The following is a 19,474-nucleotide window of genomic DNA, read 5'->3' as shown; positions in this document are numbered from 1 at the left end:
TCAGAACTAACAAGACAGCCTTTTCTTATTTTATAGCGAGCTGCTTAACAACTGGTGTAGATAAGGGATGCGTCACAACCAACACATAATCTCCTGCGCATGGCAAATCGAAAGAAATATTTTCTTCTTTCGCCTGCTTTACATCGATCACCTTTCCCCGGATATGGTATAAACAAAGCGTAGCGTTAGGCAACACTCCACCTACATATATCTTACCAGCAGTTTTATCTACCTGTACTGTTACGCTCTTATGCTCTTCCATCTTATCATTGCCAACCTCAAGTTCCCCCTCAAGGCAGTAAATTCATAATAAAAAAGCGTGGGAACTGTTGTTATTATTGTACCTGGGGCTCTGGACTGCCACTATTCAAATAATATACAACAACCCACGCTCCGAACTATATATACATGTGCATATACAACAGAGCATGAACGTTTGTTGTCTATTATCCTTGAATAGCGTGAAATTGTCCAGATTTCAAGTACAAGATAATATTAAACGCTTTTATCTATAATTATCCTTCAATTATTGTAAAGGGAGGCCACTACCTACCCTGCATTTCAGGATGGCAACAAAGGTATAAAAAAAGTAGTCAAAATTAAAACTACAGCATAAAAAAAAGCGAATTATCCGGGATGTCCCGCATAATCCGCTTTTCTATGAAAAGAATAGCTTATTTTTAAATTTATTCTTCTGTTTTTTCTTCCGCAGCTTCAACTTCTGCAGCCTCTTCGAAATCAGTCATTCCGCAAGCAACTAACAGGTTGTACCAGGAAATAAGTTTTTTGATATCCGTCACATATACACGGTCGCGATCGAAAGTAGGCAGAACCTCTCCCAAATAAGCGCGAAGGTCATCAGCAGTGGCTTTTTTCAGATCCATCACTACAGCTGCACCGTTTTCTTTCTCTTTCATGGCAAGTAATACATCTTTCAAAGGCACATCGTCCGTATCCGTATACATGGCAATATCGCCCAAAGATATTATTTTCTCGTTACCATAAGCAGGGAAACGTTTCTTGTCTGTAAGTGATTCTACAATCAACATATTTCTACCTTGTGAAATGAGTTTATACAATCCCGGTTTACCGGAGATAGACAAAATAGTCTTCAACATAGTATGTTCTATTTTTTATTAGTAATATTTTATTTTTTCGGTGGGCAAAGGTAAGCAATATTTTTAGATAGAGAAGTTATTAGTTCTAAAACCTGCGGAATTAACGGAGTTTCACCGTCGTTTACAATTACAAAATCAGCCTGGATACGCTTATCTTCATCACTCATCTGGCTACGAACACGACGTTCCACCAATTCCCGCGGAGCAGTATCACGCTGCATGGCACGGGCTATACGGATTTCCTCGGGTGCATATACCATAATTACAGCATCTACTTCACCTGCAAATCCGGCTTCAATCAGAATTGCAGACTCCATCCCTACTATCGGATATGCATCGTATCGCTTTACCCATTGATGAAAATCATCCCGCACCCGTGGATGAATAATACCGTTTACAGTACGGATATGTTCGGGGTTACCAAATATATAGGAAGCAAGCAAGGTTTTATTCAACTCTCCATCGGTATAAATATCTTCTCCCAGTAAAGCTATCAGTTCCCGGCGAATCAAAGAGTCCGAAACAGTCAGGCGCTTAGATTCAATATCCGAGATATAAACAGGGATACCCATCACTTCCAGCAGTCGGGAAACTACACTTTTTCCACTACCGATTCCACCAGTTATACCTATCTTAATTGCCATAATCAGGAGATACTTGCTCGATAAGGAAATCTACCTGCTCCGGACTGACACGTATCTGGTTTACGCCTTTCGGTACTGATCTTAATTTCACCGTGTACTTATCCGAACCTAATTTCAGAAGCTCTTCGTAAGAAACATTGATATGAAAATCACTCGCTGTTATTTGGCGAAAATGACTCAAACCAACCTGGAAAGTTACATTCACTTTTGATGGAAATGCACGTAACACCTTACCTGCCGGAAAATTAACACCCCGCAAAGGAACTTCCACAGTTTTCTCCGTATAAATGTCCACAGGAAAAATCATCTCCACAGAAGCCGGCACAAATTTAACTCCCTTCTGGGCAAGCAAAGGAATTTGCCTTTTTAATGTATCAGAGACATCTTCAAATTTCACCTTCTGCGTATAGGCAATGGTTATCGTATCCAGTACACCGGCAGGTGCGTAGGCTAATACAGAATCAGGCGTACAAATTGTATCGGAAATATAATACTGACGTCCGGCACTCACTGTTCCCTGCAACTTCACCGGAACTAATTTGGAATCTCCGGTAGAATAGATATACTCTAACGTATCGGGTTTCACGGAAAGCAATTTTGTAGATACGTTCAACTGGTTGAGCAATCTTTTCTCAAACTGCGAAGAATAAATACGTACATGGTTATCCTTCCCTTTATAGTCAGAAAAATCCAAAGTAATAGGGAAAAAGCTCTTTCCAAGCATATAGTTGAGTAACACCGTACCTTTATCTTTCACCCGGATATGCAGTTCGGAAGGAGGTTCAGAAGTTATAACAATATTATTAGGAACTCCTTTCAAACGTACCGGAATGGAGAATTCCGTTTCATAATCATTATTTAATGTCTGAAGCAGCCAGAAACCACTGGCAATGAAGAAGAAAAATAAAAAAATTAAGAACTCCCTGCTCTTATCACTGAGCAGAAAGTCCTTAATTTTTCTCGCTGTTTTTAAATATATGCGTTTTATGTTCCTACGATCAATCATAGGCTCACTATTCAAATTTATTTAGCAGCCTGATTGCTGTTAGCATCTGCAGCTGCTGCAAATATAGAATTCTTATCAATTCTAATCTTAACATTAGAAGCGATTTCAAGTACTATATCATTATCATTAATCTCTTTGATAACACCATGAATACCACCGGCAGTAATCACCTTTTGGTTTACCTGAAGCGATTTGCGGAAGTTTGCAATTTCTTTTTGCTTTTTGTTTTGTGGACGAATCATGAAAAAATACATGATGGCAAACATGGCAATCAGCAGAATCCACATCATGCTACCACCACCAGGGGCTGCGGCAGGAGCTTGCAAGAATACGGTCATTAAATTCATAAATTATTCGTTTTTAGTTTTTAATACTCAACAAAGGTATCAGTTTTTAGCCAACTTACCTTCTTTTTTTAATTGATTAACTATTCCATCTAATGTACCATTTACGAAACTTCCGCTCTTTATCGTACTATAGACTTTAGCAATCTCTACATATTCATTTAACGAAACACTCACAGGAATGTTCGGAAAACTTAGAATTTCTGCTAATGCACATTGCATTATTATCACATCCATAAAGGCTACACGATCCAAATCCCAATTACGAGTATTTTCACTGATCAGATGACGATAGTAATCACAATTCAAGATGGCACGACGGAACAAACGACGAGCAAACTCCTGGTCCTCCTCATCTTTGAACTCAGGCAGCAAAGTCTGATTGGCACCATTCTTTTCCTCAAAGCGTTTGATTGTCTTCAGAACAAAAGTATCTACGATTTCTTTGTCATCATTCCAATAAAGACTCTGGTCTTCCAACAAAGTATCCAATGCTTCGTTATTAAATATAAATGCTTTATAGAGTTTTCTCCATAATTCACGGTCTATTTCATAAGACTTATCAGGCGAAGCCATATATTCCTTATATATATCAGAAGCTATAATCTTCTCATACAACCCCTTGATAAAGTCTTCGTCATTTGTCCACGACCGTTTTTGGTTGGCAGCAAAGTCAAGCAACTGCTTATTCACTTCCAGTTGAGAAACGAACTTGTTTTCTACGAATTTCATGTTGGGATACAACTCCTCTGCGGTTGGAGCTAACTTGGCTTTTGCCGCATCAATGCGTTTTTGTGCGTAAGTCGTCAGAGCCACCATCAGCATCAGCAAATAATTATAAAGGTCATACGCTTTCGAAAGACTAAAGAATAATTCTTTCTCCGCTGAGTCTAAATTTTTACTGCCATTCTGATAATAAGCATATACAATCTGTATAATCTTAAGACGAATAAGAACTCTGTTAATCATAAATCTATTAATCAATACTGTTGTTAACGAGTTGCAAAAGTAGACATTTTTAATGAGTTTACGCAAATAAATCACATTTTTAATGCAGATATTCATTATCCGGGCTTTTTCTTTTGACAGTTTAAAAAAAATCGTCATTTTTGAAGCCAATTACAACAAGAAACCTAAAATATGGAAGACTTAAAGAAAAAAGGAGCGGACATGAACGATAAGGAGATTGTATTCTCCAAATCCATTAAAGCAGGTAAACGAATCTACTATCTGGATGTAAAAAAGAACAGAAAAGATGAAATGTTTCTCGCAATCACTGAAAGCAAGAAAGTGGTGACTGGTGAAGGCGAAGATGCTCAGGTAAGTTTTGAGAAACACAAGATTTTCTTATATAGGGAAGATTTTGAAAAGTTCATGAACGGTCTGAATGAAGCTATTAATTTCATTAATCAGAAAGAAATGCTGGAAGTTATAGGCGATATGAATGCAAAAGCAGATGCGGAGAATGTTATAGATGCAGATGCAAATATAGAAGCAGCATTGGAGGCTATAGCTGAAATGAATGAAAAAGGTATGGAATTGGACGGAGAAATCAAGATTGATATAGATTTTGAAGAGCCAACTCTTTGATAATTCAAAAAGAAGCTGTACTTTTGCACCGCTTTTTTGCAACATTGTGTGGTAACCCCACATCGTGCGATGGTGAATTAAGCAACAAAACAACTTAATTTAGAGTAACACAAAAAATTAAAGAAATGAAATCAATTGAAGTAAAAGGTACTGCAAGAACTATTGCAGAACGTTCTTCGGAACAAGCAAGAGCTTTGAAAGCTATTCGTAAAGACAACGGTGTACCCTGCGTACTCTACGGAGCAGGTGAAAACATTCACTTCACTGTACCCGCTGATGGTCTGCGCAACTTAGTTTATACTCCGCACATCTACGTAGTTGACCTCGTAATCGATGGCAAGAAAATAAACGCTATCATGAAGGATATTCAATTCCACCCGGTAAAAGATACTATCCTGCACGTTGACTTCTATCAGATTGACGAATCTAAACCCATCGTTATGGAAGTTCCGGTACAGATGGAAGGTTTGGCAGAAGGTGTTAAGGCCGGTGGTAAGCTGGTATTGCAGATGCGTAAACTGAAAGTAAAAGCTTTATATAACGTTATTCCTGAGAAACTGACTATAAATGTTGCTCACTTGGGTCTGGGTAAGACTGTTAAAGTTGGTGAGTTAAGCTTCGAAGGTCTGGAATTGATGAACGCTAAAGAAGCTGTTGTATGCGCTGTTAAGCTGACTCGTGCTGCAAGAGGTGCTGCTGCTGCTGCAGGCAACTAATCAGCTCTTTCGTAAGAAGACATATTCCGGAACGCGGGTTAACGCAGAAGACGCAGATTACATTAATCCGCGAACGCTGCGATAATCCGCGTTCCTCGTTTACTATTATAACTATTTATAGCTTATAGTTTTCTAAAAACATTATTCAGAAACATGAAATATTTAATTGTTGGATTAGGAAATATAGGTCCCGAATATCACGAAACCCGCCATAACATAGGCTTTATGGTAGTAGATGCATTGGCAAAAGAAGCAGGTGCAACTTTCAACGACGGACGTTACGGCTTTACCACTACCCTATCCGTCAAAGGACGCCAACTGTTATTACTAAAACCTTCTACATTCATGAACCTCAGCGGAAATGCCGTGCGCTACTGGATGCAGAAAGAAAACATTCCATTGGAAAATGTGTTAATAATAGTAGATGACCTTGCCTTACCTTTCGGAACTTTGCGCCTAAAAGGAAAAGGCAGTGATGCCGGACACAACGGTTTAAAACATATTGCTGCTATTCTGGGTACACAGGATTATGCCCGACTTCGTTTCGGTATCGGTAACGAATTTCCACGAGGCGGCCAAGTGGACTATGTGCTGGGACATTTTACTGAAGAAGATCAGAAAACGATGGATGAACGCCTGAAAACAGCAGGAGAGATCATCAAGAGTTTCTGCCTGGCAGGAATTGATATTACAATGAATCAATTTAATAAAAAGTAGTTGGCAGTTAATAACTAACTTTCTCCAAAAACAATTATGAGTGAAGCAAGAATAGATAAATGGATGTGGGCCGTGCGCATTTTCAAAACACGCACCATCGCTGCCGAGGCATGTAAGAAAGGCCGAATCAGCATCAATGGAGCATTGGCAAAGGCCGCTCGTACAGTGAAACCAGGCGATGTTATACAAGTACGTAAACCACCTGTTACCTACTCTTTCAAAGTACTGCAAGCCATAGAGAAACGTGTCGGGGCAAAACTCGTCGCAGAGATGATGGAGAATGTAACGACTCCCGACCAGTATGAATTATTGGAAATGAGCCGCGTCAGCGGATTCGTAGACCGTGCTAAAGGCGCCGGACGCCCTACAAAAAAAGATCGACGAAATCTGGAGGAGTTCACTACTCCCGAATTTATGGATGACTTTGATTTTGACTTTGATTTTGAAGAAGAGTAAAAGAGACACATTAATATATTATGAGCGAAAAGAAGATAAAATGGGGATTTATTGGTTGCGGAGAAGTAACCAAACATAAAAGTGGTCCCGCCTTTCAAAAGGTAGAAGGTTCAGAAGTGATTGCCGTAATGAGTCGCGATGGAGCTAAAGCCAAAGCTTATGCTCAGGAAAGAGGTATTCCAAAGTGGTATAATGATGCTCAGGAACTGATTGATGACGAGGATGTGAATGCCATCTATATCGCCACTCCACCTTCTTCACACGCCACCTATGCCATCATGGCAATGAAAGCTGGTAAACCTGTTTATATAGAAAAACCTATGGCGGTAACATACGAGGAATGCTGCCGTATCAACCGTATCTCAAACGAAACGGGAGTTCCTTGCTTTGTAGCTTATTACCGCCGTTATCTTCCCTATTTTTTGAAAGTAAAGGAATTAGTAGAGAATGACACGATAGGTAATATTATCAATATACAAATCCGCTTTGCCCAACCTCCCCGGGACCTGGATTATAACAAAGAAAATCTTCCGTGGCGAGTACAACCGGACATTGCCGGAGGTGGCTATTTTTATGATTTAGCTCCCCACCAGATTGACTTATTACAAGATATGTTCGGCTGCATCCTAGAAGCTAATGGATACAAAAGTAATCGTGGCGGACTCTATCCGGCCGAAGATACTTTAAGTGCATGTTTCCAGTTCGACAGTGGATTAGTAGGCAGTGGCTCCTGGTGTTTTGTAGCACACGACTCTGCACGTGAAGACCGCATTGAAGTTATCGGAGATAAGGGAATGATTTGTTTCTCCGTATTTACTTACGATCCCATCGCCCTGCATACGGAAAAAGGAAGAGAAGAAATTCCGGTTGCAAACCCCGAACATGTACAACAGCCACTTATTCAAGCCGTTGTCGATCATCTTTTAGGCAAGTCCATTTGTACCTGCGACGGAGCAAACGCAACGCTAACAAACTGGGTAATGGACAAGATACTTAATAAACTTTAATTAGTGATTAGGGGTGAGTGATTAGTGATTAGTAGCTACGCTATAACCGCATGGTGTTAATCACTAATCACTCACCCCTAATCACTATCAAAGCTCCTTCTTCACTGCTTCAATCAACTCATTATATTCAGTATCCGTCAAGTATACCTTTCCCGGATTCATCTGAAATGTACCACCATAATCAGGGCCATCTACATACTTCGGTGCAAGATGGAAATGCAAGTGTGATAATTTATCGGAATATGCACCGTAATTGATCTTTTCAGGATTAAAAGCTTTCTGCATAGCACGGGTTACACGAGTAACATCTTCCATAAAAGCATTACGGTCTTCATCACTCAATTCATTCAAATCATTGACGTGGTCTTTATAAGATACAAGACAACGTCCTCTGTAGGTTTGCTCTTTAAACAAAAATACGCGGGATACACTCAATTCAGCAAACTCAATCATCAGATTGTGCAGAGTCTCATTATTCTGACAATACAAACATTCTTTCGGATCACTTTTCATGATATTCTTGATTTATTATTTATGTTTACGGAGCAAAGATAAACTTTCTATCCTTATTCCATGTCGACATTCTCATTCTTTTGTCCCACTAATTTATACACATCTGCATTTTCTCCTACTATCCAGACCACATCATCTTCCATAAATGGTTCATGCGGGTCGGGCGCGTGCAAAGTTTCCTCTCCCCTCTCCACGCCTACAATAAGACAATGATACTGCTCACGAATACCGGATTCACGCATCGTCTTACCTAAAAATATAGAGTGGGCATCTACACGGAACTGACGCAAAATCATCTCACTCTTTTCAACTACATCCGTTTCTAAGATTGCTGCTTTCTCCATCTCCGAACTAAACTGGTTCAGCTCTTCATCCGTACCTATAACCTGTATTTTATCTTCCGGGAAAAGACGCACGGAAGCTCCCGGTATATTAATTCTCTTCCTTCCACGGAGAATAGAGACTACATGTATGCCATATTTCTTTCCGAAATTGAGTTCTGCAAGTGTTTTCCCTGCCCATGCCGACTCACCAGGTACTTCAAAATCCGTCAAGTGGAGATCACGGGATAGCAGACGCCCGGCATACTCCGGCTTTTTCTCGCCCATATATTCAGCACGCATATCGCGATAACGAAGATTCTGAAAAAACTTCCGTTCTATCATGATAGACTGCTTCTTCAGTTGACGGGATAATATCATCATCGTAACCAGTAAAACCGCTACACCCAGCAACAGGCCAACAGAAACTTTAAACAAACCGGCTATCACAAACATTACAAATGAAACAGCTATCAGTATACGGATAACAATAGTTGCCACCAGTGGTGCACGATTCCCCCGGCTATCATTCCATAAAGTAACAAACTCAGCAGAATGATTCTTTTTAATCATAATAGCCCGCAAGAAAGGTGAAATAAACAAGATGATCACCACCGCTGCAAGCAATCTTCCCCAAATGCCGGGTATATGTTCCAGAAACAACGGAACAAGAAAGCGGAAAGCCAAAGCAACTACTGCAATGCTGACTATGGAATAGACAATCGTGATTCGCGTCAAAGCCAGAATAAGTTTCTTCCATAAACTCTCATGATTCATGGTTTGAGAACCGGAAGAATAATGCAACAAAAAGTTTTTCCATTTGGCTGGCAAATGCGTATCAACGAAATTAGAGGCCGGTTCGGCAAAACGAATCATATAAGGGGTGAGGAAAGTAGTAATAACCGAAACCGCTACTACAATGGGATATAAAAAATCACTCGTCACATGGAGGGATACACCCAAAGATGCTATAATAAAAGCAAACTCACCAATCTGAGTCAGACTGAAACCACACTGCATAGCCGTTTTCAAAGGTTGCCCTGCCAGCAGAACTCCCAATGTACCGAATAAGGATTGCCCAAAAATTACTGCCAAGGTGATCACTATAATCGGAAGCGCATACTCCACAATCATGGCAGGATCAACCATCATACCTACCGACACAAAGAATACAGCTCCAAAAAGATCCTTCACCGGCTTTACCAGTCGTTCAATACTCTCCGCCTCTACCGTTTCAGCCAAAATAGAACCCATAATAAAGGCACCGAAAGCTGCGGAAAACCCTGTACGGGCAGCCATTACCACCATTCCAAAACAGAGGCCCAGCGAAACGATAAGCAATGTTTCTTCACTCATTAATTTGCGACAACGTTTCAGTAATTCCGGTATCAGATAGATGCCTACCACAAACCAAAGTATCAGGAAAAAGAGAAGTTTTCCAATACTTTCCAGCATTTCCGATCCTTCGAAATTATGCCTCACTGCCATGGTAGACAGCATTACCATCAGCACAATGGCAAGAATATCTTCCAGTATCAGCACACTGAGCACTAACCCCGTGAATTGTTTCTTACGCATTCCCAGATCATCAAATGCCTTATAAATAATAGTTGTAGAAGACATCGCAATCATACCACCCAGGAAGATGCTATCCATACGTTGCCAACCAAAGCCTGTACCTACAGTAATCCCCAAAAGGATCATACAAAATATAATGGTACAGGCAGCAATGATAGCTGCGCCGCCCACTTTCACAATTTTCTTGAAGCTAAACTCCAGTCCCAATGCAAATAAAAGAAAGATTACACCAATATCTGCCCAAGTCTGAATATTCGCCGTATCCATCACAGAAGGGGTATATGGCATATGAGGACTCGCCAGGAAACCTGCCACTACATACCCCAAGACCAATGGTTGTTTCAGTTTCTTGAACAATAGCGTCATGACTCCTGCACAAATCAGTATCAACGCTAAATCATTTATCAAAGTAGCTAAATGTGACATATTATTTGTCCTTTCGTGTTTCTGCTGACAAAAGTAGCAATTTTTATAGCATAAATAATTGTTATGCCACAAACTTTTTTTCTTCCGATATTGTTGAATTAACAATCAATCATTCAAAACATATTATTATGGAAGAAAAGAAAGAAGTACGTGAAGAAAGAAATAAAGAGAAGTTGGCAAATGCAGATTGGGTTATGGCAGAATTTTATGCAACCTGGTGTCCGCATTGCAAACGAATGCAACCCATTGTAGAGGAATTTAAGAAATCAGTGAAAGGAATCCTTGAAGTGGTTCAAATTGATATCGATCAGGAAAGTGCGCTTGCTGATTTGTATACTATCGAAACAGTTCCTACATTTATATTAATAAGGAAAGGTGAACAGCTTTGGAGACAATCAGGAGAAATACCTCTCGAAAGGTTAGAGAAAACAGTGAAAGATCTTAAACCCTAAAAATGATAGCGAGGGATATGTTCAAAATCCCATATCCCTCCTTTTAGTAATACTTATTTCGGCCTGCTATCAGACATTAAAGCGATTTCAATTTTATAAGCACCTGCCGATTCCGGCAGCAGCACCTTTCCTTTGAAAGTTTTAAATCCGGGCCTCTTGACACTACAAGTATGCTCACCCGGAAATGTATGTAATGCATAAGATTCCGGTCCTAAATAAACAAAAGGTTCTCCATCTATTTCTACAACAGCATCCCTTAAAGCAATTCCACAGGGTGGTTTAATAGTACAGAGAGCCGTTTTCCCTATAACATTACAGGGTTCAAGCACTACTTTTGCCGGAGCATCCTTTCCTAAAACCACTTTCACTGTCTTTATTTTCAATCCACGAAGAATATACGTACCGGGAGATGCCCAGAAAGAACCGGACACACCTGCGGTATATGCGACTAATGACATCGTTTCATCAATCAGTTCTACCTGCCCACCGGCATCCTCCTTATTTTCTTTCTCAAATATGATTTGCTGAAGTTTGGACGCATCACAAACAAGCAGATTCTCTTTATCCTTCTCTACAGTAAACACACCTCTGACCTGATAATGAGAATCAACTGAACGATATTCGTAAGTGCCCACCGGCAGCATACCTGAAGCACGCATCCTCAACCTGTAACGGTTATCCCAGGAACCACCCGCATTCAATGGAATAAAATCCAGAAGAGGAATCCACATCTTCATATCCGGCGCCTTGCCTGTCACCCTGACCGGTGCACATTCAGAGTGAACGGCGTAATCAAAATAAACCGTTTTCGGTTCTCCCTTTACATCAAATTTCTGAAAAGAAGTTTCTTTGTACATAGAATCTATCGTACAAGTATACTCACCATCAGGCAAATACACCTTAGAGCCAGGTGCATAGGAACCTATTTTCAATCCATTTTGATTAAGCTGTATATTATACTTTATCCTTCTGGGGGCATTCTTCATTCCCAAAGTTATCCGAGTGAACGAAGGTAATATAACCTTTACCTCTACATTCTCTCTCACCTCAAAGGTATCAGCTATTGCGTACACAGAATCTCCACCAAAACACCAGTAAGAAGCTCCTTTGGGAACATAAATCCTAGTTTTCCAAATACCGATTTTATTCTTGACAAGCGGTGAAGTATAAGTCAGCAAATGGCTAAGTTGCCCTGCAGAAGCAACAACCTGAGGTGAAACCCGGAAATCGACCTTTACATTTTTCGGAATATCAGGACAGGTTATTGATACAGTAACGAGTTTAAACCCTTTAAAACTGATTTTTGTAGAAACATCCGTTTCATCCAAATTTATCAGGCCCCTACAATGGTAATGCCCATGAGAGATTATAAAACTCCCAGTTCCATTTACAGGTAAAGCAACTTCCGCTACTCCTTTTTTATCAGTAATAATATCAGTGGTTATATTAATCCCTTCACGTCTTCTTTCAACGTATCTAATATGAATTGATGCACTCACCAGCGGATTTCCATCAATCCCCGTCAAATGAAAACTTTGGCATACTAGTTTTTCGTCGTTATCTCCAACCATAATGCGAATCTTAAAAAAGTGCTATTTTCGTGTTTTATAAAAATATCCGGCCAAAGTTAAGGATATTTTCATTATCACAATTCGCCAAGTCTCAAAAAAATTAATCTAATTGAAATTCTTCTTTATTCAGAGCAAGTAATTTTCTTAGCCAATCAAGTTTAGGGATAAGATTTAAAGTAGTCAACTAATATCAGGGAACTACATAAACGACTTTTTCTCGCTATAGAAAGAATATATTCTCACCGCATTGAGAAGAAATACTCATCGCTTTGAGTAAAGACTCTCACCGTATTGAGAAAATATTCTCAATACGGTGAGAATAGCTGAGAAAAAGCAGAACTGTTACCACCTAATATAGTAGCAAGGATCTTATTCCCAATCATACTTCTCCACATACGTGTCATACACAGGTTCTTCCTTGATTCCATGATTAAGGAAAATCTGACGAATGTGCTCCTGCTGGGCAGGAGTAGCAAGACGTTCATGGTTTTTGATGCGATAATACATATTTCTGCCAAGGAAATTATAAATCTCGCGTTTAATGACAAGAGCTTCGGCATGCGGAATCTTATCTAGCAGATGAGTGATACCTGAGGCATAGCGTTTCATACGATCAGGTATAAAAAAAGAGCAGGGTTCAACTTCCTGAGAAGCTGTGAGGGCAGGATTCACAACACAAACAACGGTGAGCTGCAAAGGAATGTAGGAGGTTACCAAGTAACGCAAACATTTGGCGGCGCGTGGACATTTTGTGTTAAAGCAATGAGCGAAGGCATAAGGCACCTCGCTGTAGTCAAAATCGGGTTTCATATTCTATTATAATAAAAACATTATTCAAAGAAAGCTCTATGCATCTAAAACGCACATCAAAAAGCACTGACAAAGATAGAACTTCTTTTTCAAACTCTACAGTTGATTACTCAAATAATCCGTCAAGCTATCTTCACGCTCCAAACCAAACTTCTTACGCAGGCGGTAGCGAATGGTTTCGACACCACGAACGGAGATGTTCAGTAAAGGAGCAATTTCCTTAGTGGAGAGATTCATCTTCAAATAGGCACACATCATGCGTTCATTATTAGAGAGATCGGGATGACGGGCATGAAGACGCTTCATGAAATTATTATGAATCAAATCGAATTGATCTTCGATACGCTTCAAAACTTCATCACTCTGGATATTAGAATCTATCTTGCTATTGATGACTAAAAGGAGTTGTTTGCCTTCGCGAGCCCCTTCTCCTCTCAACGAAGAAGCCACTTTGATGATCTCCGATTTAATCTCGGTCAGCATCTCATTTTTGCGAACAAAGTTTATCATCAGGTTGGCCATCTCCTGGCTTTTATGCTGAAGGTCATATTCCAACTTTTCTTTTTCCAATTGTACGATCTGCTTTTCACGGCGAGCTTTATCAGCTTCAAACTCCTTTTCCATTTCATGCAGTTCCTTATCTTTTTCTACAACAGCCTGCTCTTTTTTACGCTTCACACGGATATCATCCCAACGGTAGATATACCACAAGCCTAAGAATGCAAGAATAATATAACAGACATAAGCAGCTACACTACGATACCACGGCGGGAGGATACGGAAAGAGAGTTCATCCGACGAGGTAGTGCCATCCGGATAAATAACCTTCACCTCAAAAGTATAGTCACCTTCAGAAAGATTACTATACTCTTTAATACGCACAGTAGTATAGTCGGACCAGACTCCCTTATTTAAGCGATACTGAAAACGAATATCATCACCATCCAAATCAAAAAAGGCAAGTCCATATTCAAAACGAACGGAATTTGATGTGTAGTCAACCAGAAGGGAAGGCTTTTTTCCTAAAAAATTAGCTGTATACACCAGTGAATCCTTAGGATAAGTAAGATACATATTCCTTATATATACAGAATGGGTCAGATCTTGCCTATGCCTCACTTCGGGAACCGTAAACAAAGCAAAACCTTCTTCATTGGGAATTACCATGAGCGAATCGGACAAAGGAATGATTGCCTCATAATCCTGTCCCAGTTCAAGAAAAGACTGGCGGATAGGGTTGATACTGGTATTGGCTCCTCTTTTATAAGTTCCCAGATTGGCTATACAGATTTCATGGGGACTCAGACTGATAAGACGTTCGTGATACTCCAGCAATCGGGTATAGGGAACAGCACCATTTAATAAATTATTCAGGTCACTACATGGTTCCATCATATCCTTATGGACATTATATTTATAGATGCCGTGAGGAGTAGTAAAATAAACACGCCCTTCTATTTTAGCAACGTAAATCTGACGTTCCACCGGAAACCCTTCTTCCACACCATAAGATTTCACGCTGATTTGGCGGGTTAGGTCTTCACTTAATTCAACACGGGTAATGCTACCGGAATTATATACCCACAATACTTTTGCTGATTCTTGTTCAAACAGACGGCACGAGTCCTGAAAGCCATCTATCTTGCAAAGTACACGCCACTCTCCCGATTGTTTCTCCAAAAGATAAAGGCCGTTATAAACACCGACATACATACGATCAGGATATCCCATTACTTCCTGGCAATACCAGGCGCCCGTGATATCTGTGATTCGGTACATGTTCGTACCTTTTATTTGAAAAATGCCCCGGTCGTGCAGACAAAAGAGATCATCTCCAATCTTACAAAGATTCCAGACCTGACCACTGGATTGGGGAATGGGGTGGATATCCGGCAAATTACCGTTCAACCTCACCGGATAAGAGGTATAATAAAGACCACGATTAGTTCCCAGATACAAATAGCCGTCTTCCATAGCAGCCGTATAACCTGTACCATAAGAATAAGGATACGAATATAGATTGGTGAAAGAGGAACTTAAAGAAACATAGTCCACACCGCTATCTAGCCCTGCCCACAAGTTACCCCGGCTATCAAAGGCTACAGAAAGCACTGTATTATTACGTAATCCGTTATTCTCATTGAAGTATTTTACGTCCATCGTGGAGCAATCTATCAATAACAGACCTTTATGAATAGTTCCCAGAGCGATTTTATCATCCTGAGCAGCCACACAGAAAACTTCATTTTCACGCATAAAGTCTTCGGCACCAGTGATAAAAGGTACTGTGGTACGCCCGTTGCAATAAAACAAGCCATTGTAAGCAGTAACCACAATAACACCCCCACCTTTATGAGGAATAATTCCACGGATACGATTGGAAGCCAGAATATCAGCCCCCTGTAAAGGGAAAAAAGTATTTCCAACCAATACCCACACGCCATGATCAGTACCTATATAAAGAATGCCATTCACCATATTGGAACAATCTATTTTAGCATTCATTTCAATAGCGGTGTATTTACCATTCAGATATTTCACTACACGATCGTCGCCTTGTATATAAAGAATATTATCAGCTTCGTGGATTCCCCAGACATTACCAACAAAACGGCAATCTCTTTCCAGCGTATCGGACATGCAATGATAGACCAACTCTCCATCTTCCGACGGTTCATAATACCCGAACTCATTAATACCACCTGCATAGATACGCTTTTGGGTAGTCGATGCCAATACAGAACGTACATCAGAAAAGTTATTCATCGGAAATACCGTCCAGACGTTTCCATCAAACTGCACCATACCGTTCTTATTTGCAAAGTACACCCAATGATCATCATAAGGAGCTATTTTCCAAGTCTGAGCACCTTTACCATAAAGGTTTTTATCGAAATTAACAATGAAGCTATTCCAACCGGCAACTGCCTTGCCAAAAGGGAGTAAAAGAAGAAAAATAAGAGTTACATATAGGAAATAAGAGGATATCCGCATCATAATATTAGGTTTTACAAAGCAAAGCTATCACTTTTTTTACAAAAAACAAATAAAAAAAAGAGATACATTCTTCGTAGAACGTATCTCTTTTCTTTTGAGCCTCTTGTCGGATTCGAACCAACGACCCCGAGATTACAAATCACGTGCTCTGGCCAGCTGAGCTAAAGAGGCGGGTGGGCAAGCTTACTATATCGCGCCGCTACAACCAACTACCTTTGCTGCGATCAAGCCCTGGAGGATTCGAAGGGAGCTGGCCGTATAGGACTTACCCGTTTTTCTTGTTTGCGGGTGCAAAGGTAGGCATTTTTATGAAACATGCAATACTTTGCCCAAACTTTTTTCAACTTTAACAAGAATACACGGGCTACAAACAATATTATTTATACCTTTGCGCCATTATTCCTAATGAAAGATGACAGAAAACAAAGGTTACTTGCAACGATATGCCATGTTGTTCGGCACTTACTTGGGCGGTTTTTGGATTTTGAAATTCATACTGTTCCCTCTGGGTATTACCGTACCATTTCTCTTTTCCATTTTTATAGGACTAACTTTATGTGTACCCTTTATGGCGTATTATTACGTGCGCATGTACCGGAACATGGTATGTGGCGGGACAATAAGTTTTCTTCATGCATGGATTTTCACCTTATTTATGTATATGTTTGCCGCATTGCTTACAGCCGTGGCACATTATATATATATCCGCTTTATTGACCAAGGGTTTATATTGAATTCCTATGAAACGATGTTGAACTCCTGGGAAATTACATATAAAGCAGTGCCCGGCATTGACGCATATATTGAACAATTAAGGGAAGGCTTAAGCCAGGTGCGTTTACTGACTCCGATAAAAATCACGATGCAAATGATGTCGATGAATGTTTTTACGGGATCATTACTTGCCATTCCCATCGCTTTGTTCGTTATGAAGCGCCCACCGGCAGATTATATCGGAGGAAGATAAAATAAAGGATAAAGAAATAGTGTATATAGAAAACAGTTTAATCGTAATATAGAAAGATGGATATTTCAGTTGTCGTTCCTTTGTATAATGAAGAAGAATCACTTCCGGAACTGTACGCATGGATTGAACGGGTGATGAAAGCCCACGGCTTTTCATACGAAGTAATTTTCGTGAATGACGGAAGTACCGACCGCTCCTGGCAAATTATCGAAGAACTGAGTCGAGAATCAGATGCAGTACATGGCATTAAGTTCCGCCGTAATTATGGCAAATCTCCGGCATTATATTGTGGCTTCGAAAAGGCACAAGGAGATGTTGTCATTACAATGGATGCAGATTTACAGGATAGCCCGGACGAAATACCCGAACTATACCGGATGATTACAGAGGATGATTACGACCTGGTATCCGGCTGGAAAAGAAAACGTTACGATCCGCTTTCAAAAACCATTCCTACAAAAATATTCAATGCAACGGCACGCAAAGTATCCGGTATCAAAAACCTGCACGACTTTAATTGCGGCCTGAAAGCCTACAAGAGAGATGTGGTGAAGAACATTGAAGTGTATGGCGAAATGCATCGTTACATCCCCTACCTTGCCAAGAATGCCGGTTTCAAAAAGATCGGAGAAAAGATTGTTCAACACCAGGCACGCAAATTCGGCAAGACGAAGTTCGGCGGTTTGAATCGTTTCTTTAATGGATACCTGGACTTGATCTCACTTTGGTTCCTGTCAGCTTTCGGAGTAAAACCGATGCACTTTTTCGGACTTCTCGGTTCACTTATGTTCATCTTCGGCTTTATTGCAGTAGTCATCGTAGGCGCTACAAAACTATACCATATGCATAGCGGGATGCCTTACCGTTTGGTTACCGACTCCCCCTACTTCTACTTATCGCTGACCGCCATGATTATCGGAACACAATTGTTCCTTGCCGGCTTCCTTGGCGAACTGATTTCACGCAATGCTCCTGAACGAAATAAATATCAAATAGAAAAAACAATATAAGACTATGAGAAAATTAGTAAAACTGATATTGCTTTGTCTGATTGCTTATCCTATTATCAGTATCGTTTCTTCCTGTTCGGAAGAAGAAGACTGCTCTATGAATGCACGTCCGATGATGCAATGCTATCTTTATAAAATAGACGGAGAGACAGAAAGGGTTGTGAATGATACTCTTGACTCGCTCACCATCACCGCATTCGGCACAGATTCTATCATCCTCAATAACCAGAAGAGAGTACACGGATTATCATTACCACTACGCTATACGGCAGACTCTACCGTACTGGTATTCCATTATAGCAAAGACGTTAAGATTAAAAAAGATACGATTGTCATCCGCCAGAAGAATACGCCATATTTCCTTTCAATGGATTGCGGCTACCAGATGAAGCAAAACATCACAGGCAGATCATATAGCCGTCATATACTTGACTCCATATATATTCAAACAGCAGAAGTAAGCATTTATGGAACGGAAAATCTTAAGCTCTTTTATCGTAATTAATCTGGTGCTTTGTTTGTTGGCCGGATTTCCGGTACAAGCACAAAACAGCAACCGTCCTCCTGCCTCTAATCCGCCGAAAGAGCAAAAGAAAGAAGTTGATGAGGAAGCTTTCCCGCTATACAATGGCGTGACCGTCAGTGTTGATTTATGGGGTATCGGAAGCAAAGCTTTCGGAAGTGATTTTTTAAGTTCGGAAGTAGCGGTGGACGTTAACCTCAAAAACCGTTTCTTCCCGATAGTAGAACTTGGATATGGCGGCACCGATGCATGGAATGATAATGGTACCCACTACAAGAGCAATGCGCCTTATTTCCGTATCGGAATGAACTACAACGCTCTTTTCAAAAAGAAATTCAAGAATTACCTGTTTGTGGGACTACGTTACGCCATGAGTAGTTTCAAGTATGATATAGCAACCCTCTCGGTAGATGATCCTATCTATGGCGGAGGCATTGGTAATCCGAACCAGGTAGATGACATCTGGGGTGGAAGCTTACCCTTCAATCACAAAGGAATGAAAGGATCCATGCAATGGTTTGAATTTTGTGTCGGCATCCGTGCACATATATGGAAAGAACTCTATATGGGCTGGGGATTGCGCTTCAAATTCCGCACAAGTTCATCTACAGGAGAGTACGGAGATCCCTGGTATGTACCCGGATTCGGCAAATATGGCTCCAACACAATGGGCGTAACTTATACAATCACTTATAAACTACCATTCTAA

General features: G+C 40.3%; 21 protein-coding genes and 1 tRNA gene. 10 read left to right on the top strand and 12 right to left on the bottom strand.

The features are described 5' to 3' along the window. Positions 1 to 25: 25 nt before the first annotated feature. The 6 genes from DWW10_RS04460 to nusB all read right to left on the bottom strand — a co-directional run bounded on the left by DWW10_RS04460 (position 26) and on the right by nusB (position 4,081). Complete coding sequence (locus DWW10_RS04460; protein WP_118220915.1) at positions 26 to 262, bottom strand: hypothetical protein; 237 nt, start codon at positions 260 to 262, stop codon at positions 26 to 28. Between the two features lie 424 nt (positions 263 to 686). Then, complete coding sequence (locus DWW10_RS04455; protein WP_022391535.1) at positions 687 to 1,118, bottom strand: DUF5606 family protein; 432 nt, start codon at positions 1,116 to 1,118, stop codon at positions 687 to 689. 29 nt (positions 1,119 to 1,147) lie between these two features. Next, complete coding sequence (gene coaE / locus DWW10_RS04450; RefSeq protein WP_022391534.1) at positions 1,148 to 1,762, bottom strand: dephospho-CoA kinase; 615 nt, start codon at positions 1,760 to 1,762, stop codon at positions 1,148 to 1,150. Further along, entirely contained in the window at positions 1,752 to 2,768 is a 1,017-nt protein-coding gene (locus DWW10_RS04445; RefSeq protein WP_022391533.1) for a CdaR family protein, read from the bottom strand. The genes coaE and DWW10_RS04445 overlap by 11 nt, the downstream gene beginning before the upstream one ends. 17 nt (positions 2,769 to 2,785) lie before the next feature. Then, positions 2,786 to 3,115 carry a preprotein translocase subunit YajC gene (yajC, locus tag DWW10_RS04440; RefSeq protein WP_007213184.1) on the bottom strand — a complete coding sequence of 110 codons (330 nt, stop codon included), beginning with the start codon at positions 3,113 to 3,115 and terminating at the stop codon, positions 2,786 to 2,788. 39 nt (positions 3,116 to 3,154) lie between these two features. Further along, a complete protein-coding gene (gene nusB, locus DWW10_RS04435) occupies positions 3,155 to 4,081 on the bottom strand; it encodes a transcription antitermination factor NusB (protein WP_118420924.1) in 927 nt (308 codons plus the stop codon). A 171-nt stretch (positions 4,082 to 4,252) separates the two neighbouring features. On the opposite strand from nusB, the gene DWW10_RS04430 reads away from it, so the two are divergent. From DWW10_RS04430 to DWW10_RS04410, 5 genes are all read left to right on the top strand, one after another. Beyond that, entirely contained in the window at positions 4,253 to 4,702 is a 450-nt protein-coding gene (locus DWW10_RS04430; protein WP_022391531.1) for a PUR family DNA/RNA-binding protein, read from the top strand. A gap of 125 nt (positions 4,703 to 4,827) precedes the next feature. Further along, entirely contained in the window at positions 4,828 to 5,418 is a 591-nt protein-coding gene (locus DWW10_RS04425; protein ID WP_007665683.1) for a 50S ribosomal protein L25/general stress protein Ctc, read from the top strand. Positions 5,419 to 5,571: 153 nt separating this feature from the next. Continuing rightward, positions 5,572 to 6,135, top strand: a complete 564-nt coding sequence (pth, locus tag DWW10_RS04420; RefSeq protein WP_022391530.1) for an aminoacyl-tRNA hydrolase — start codon at positions 5,572 to 5,574, stop codon at positions 6,133 to 6,135. A 36-nt stretch (positions 6,136 to 6,171) separates the two neighbouring features. Then, entirely contained in the window at positions 6,172 to 6,591 is a 420-nt protein-coding gene (locus tag DWW10_RS04415) for an RNA-binding S4 domain-containing protein (protein WP_022391529.1), read from the top strand. Between the two features lie 20 nt (positions 6,592 to 6,611). After that, on the top strand, positions 6,612 to 7,598 hold the full coding sequence (locus tag DWW10_RS04410; RefSeq protein WP_022391528.1) for a Gfo/Idh/MocA family protein: 987 nt from the start codon (positions 6,612 to 6,614) through the stop codon (positions 7,596 to 7,598). A gap of 87 nt (positions 7,599 to 7,685) precedes the next feature. Here the strand turns inward: DWW10_RS04410 and DWW10_RS04405 are convergent, their stop codons facing one another. Next, a complete protein-coding gene (locus DWW10_RS04405) occupies positions 7,686 to 8,111 on the bottom strand; it encodes an HIT family protein (protein ID WP_022391527.1) in 426 nt (141 codons plus the stop codon). Positions 8,112 to 8,164: 53 nt separating this feature from the next. After that, the gene (locus DWW10_RS04400) at positions 8,165 to 10,435 is read right to left on the bottom strand and encodes a monovalent cation:proton antiporter family protein (RefSeq protein ID WP_022391526.1); all 2,271 of its coding nucleotides are present in this window, start codon (positions 10,433 to 10,435) and stop codon (positions 8,165 to 8,167) included. Positions 10,436 to 10,563: 128 nt separating this feature from the next. Here DWW10_RS04400 and DWW10_RS04395 point away from each other — a divergent pair, with 128 nt between their 5' ends. After that, positions 10,564 to 10,887 carry a thioredoxin family protein gene (locus DWW10_RS04395; RefSeq protein ID WP_022391525.1) on the top strand — a complete coding sequence of 108 codons (324 nt, stop codon included), beginning with the start codon at positions 10,564 to 10,566 and terminating at the stop codon, positions 10,885 to 10,887. 53 nt (positions 10,888 to 10,940) lie between these two features. Here DWW10_RS04395 and DWW10_RS04390 read toward each other — a convergent pair whose 3' ends face one another. The 4 genes from DWW10_RS04390 to DWW10_RS04375 form a co-directional block, all read right to left on the bottom strand. Next, positions 10,941 to 12,458 carry a hypothetical protein gene (locus tag DWW10_RS04390; protein WP_022391524.1) on the bottom strand — a complete coding sequence of 506 codons (1,518 nt, stop codon included), beginning with the start codon at positions 12,456 to 12,458 and terminating at the stop codon, positions 10,941 to 10,943. Positions 12,459 to 12,827: 369 nt separating this feature from the next. Next, positions 12,828 to 13,268, bottom strand: a complete 441-nt coding sequence (locus tag DWW10_RS04385) for a DUF6078 family protein (protein WP_007665698.1) — start codon at positions 13,266 to 13,268, stop codon at positions 12,828 to 12,830. Between the two features lie 96 nt (positions 13,269 to 13,364). Further along, the gene (locus tag DWW10_RS04380) at positions 13,365 to 16,265 is read right to left on the bottom strand and encodes a triple tyrosine motif-containing protein (RefSeq protein ID WP_118420923.1); all 2,901 of its coding nucleotides are present in this window, start codon (positions 16,263 to 16,265) and stop codon (positions 13,365 to 13,367) included. Between the two features lie 97 nt (positions 16,266 to 16,362). Beyond that, a tRNA-Thr gene (locus DWW10_RS04375) sits at positions 16,363 to 16,436 on the bottom strand. Between the two features lie 241 nt (positions 16,437 to 16,677). On the opposite strand from DWW10_RS04375, the gene DWW10_RS04370 reads away from it, so the two are divergent. Genes DWW10_RS04370 through DWW10_RS04355 form a run of 4 tightly spaced genes read left to right on the top strand, consistent with a single transcriptional unit; the run spans position 16,678 to position 19,474 of the window. Beyond that, entirely contained in the window at positions 16,678 to 17,232 is a 555-nt protein-coding gene (locus tag DWW10_RS04370; protein ID WP_022392407.1) for a DUF4199 domain-containing protein, read from the top strand. A 56-nt stretch (positions 17,233 to 17,288) separates the two neighbouring features. Next, positions 17,289 to 18,242, top strand: a complete 954-nt coding sequence (locus DWW10_RS04365) for a glycosyltransferase family 2 protein (RefSeq protein ID WP_022392406.1) — start codon at positions 17,289 to 17,291, stop codon at positions 18,240 to 18,242. Between the two features lie 4 nt (positions 18,243 to 18,246). Then, the gene (locus tag DWW10_RS04360; protein ID WP_022392405.1) at positions 18,247 to 18,747 is read left to right on the top strand and encodes a DUF6452 family protein; all 501 of its coding nucleotides are present in this window, start codon (positions 18,247 to 18,249) and stop codon (positions 18,745 to 18,747) included. After that, complete coding sequence (locus DWW10_RS04355) at positions 18,710 to 19,474, top strand: DUF6048 family protein (RefSeq protein ID WP_007665703.1); 765 nt, start codon at positions 18,710 to 18,712, stop codon at positions 19,472 to 19,474. Before DWW10_RS04360 ends, DWW10_RS04355 begins: the two co-directional genes overlap by 38 nt.

Origin of the sequence: Bacteroides intestinalis, from assembly GCF_003464595.1 — a bacterium.
In the GTDB taxonomy this organism is placed as follows: domain Bacteria; phylum Bacteroidota; class Bacteroidia; order Bacteroidales; family Bacteroidaceae; genus Bacteroides; species Bacteroides intestinalis_A.
Note: the sequence above shows the minus strand (reverse complement) of the source record. Positions and strands in the feature narration are given on the sequence as shown.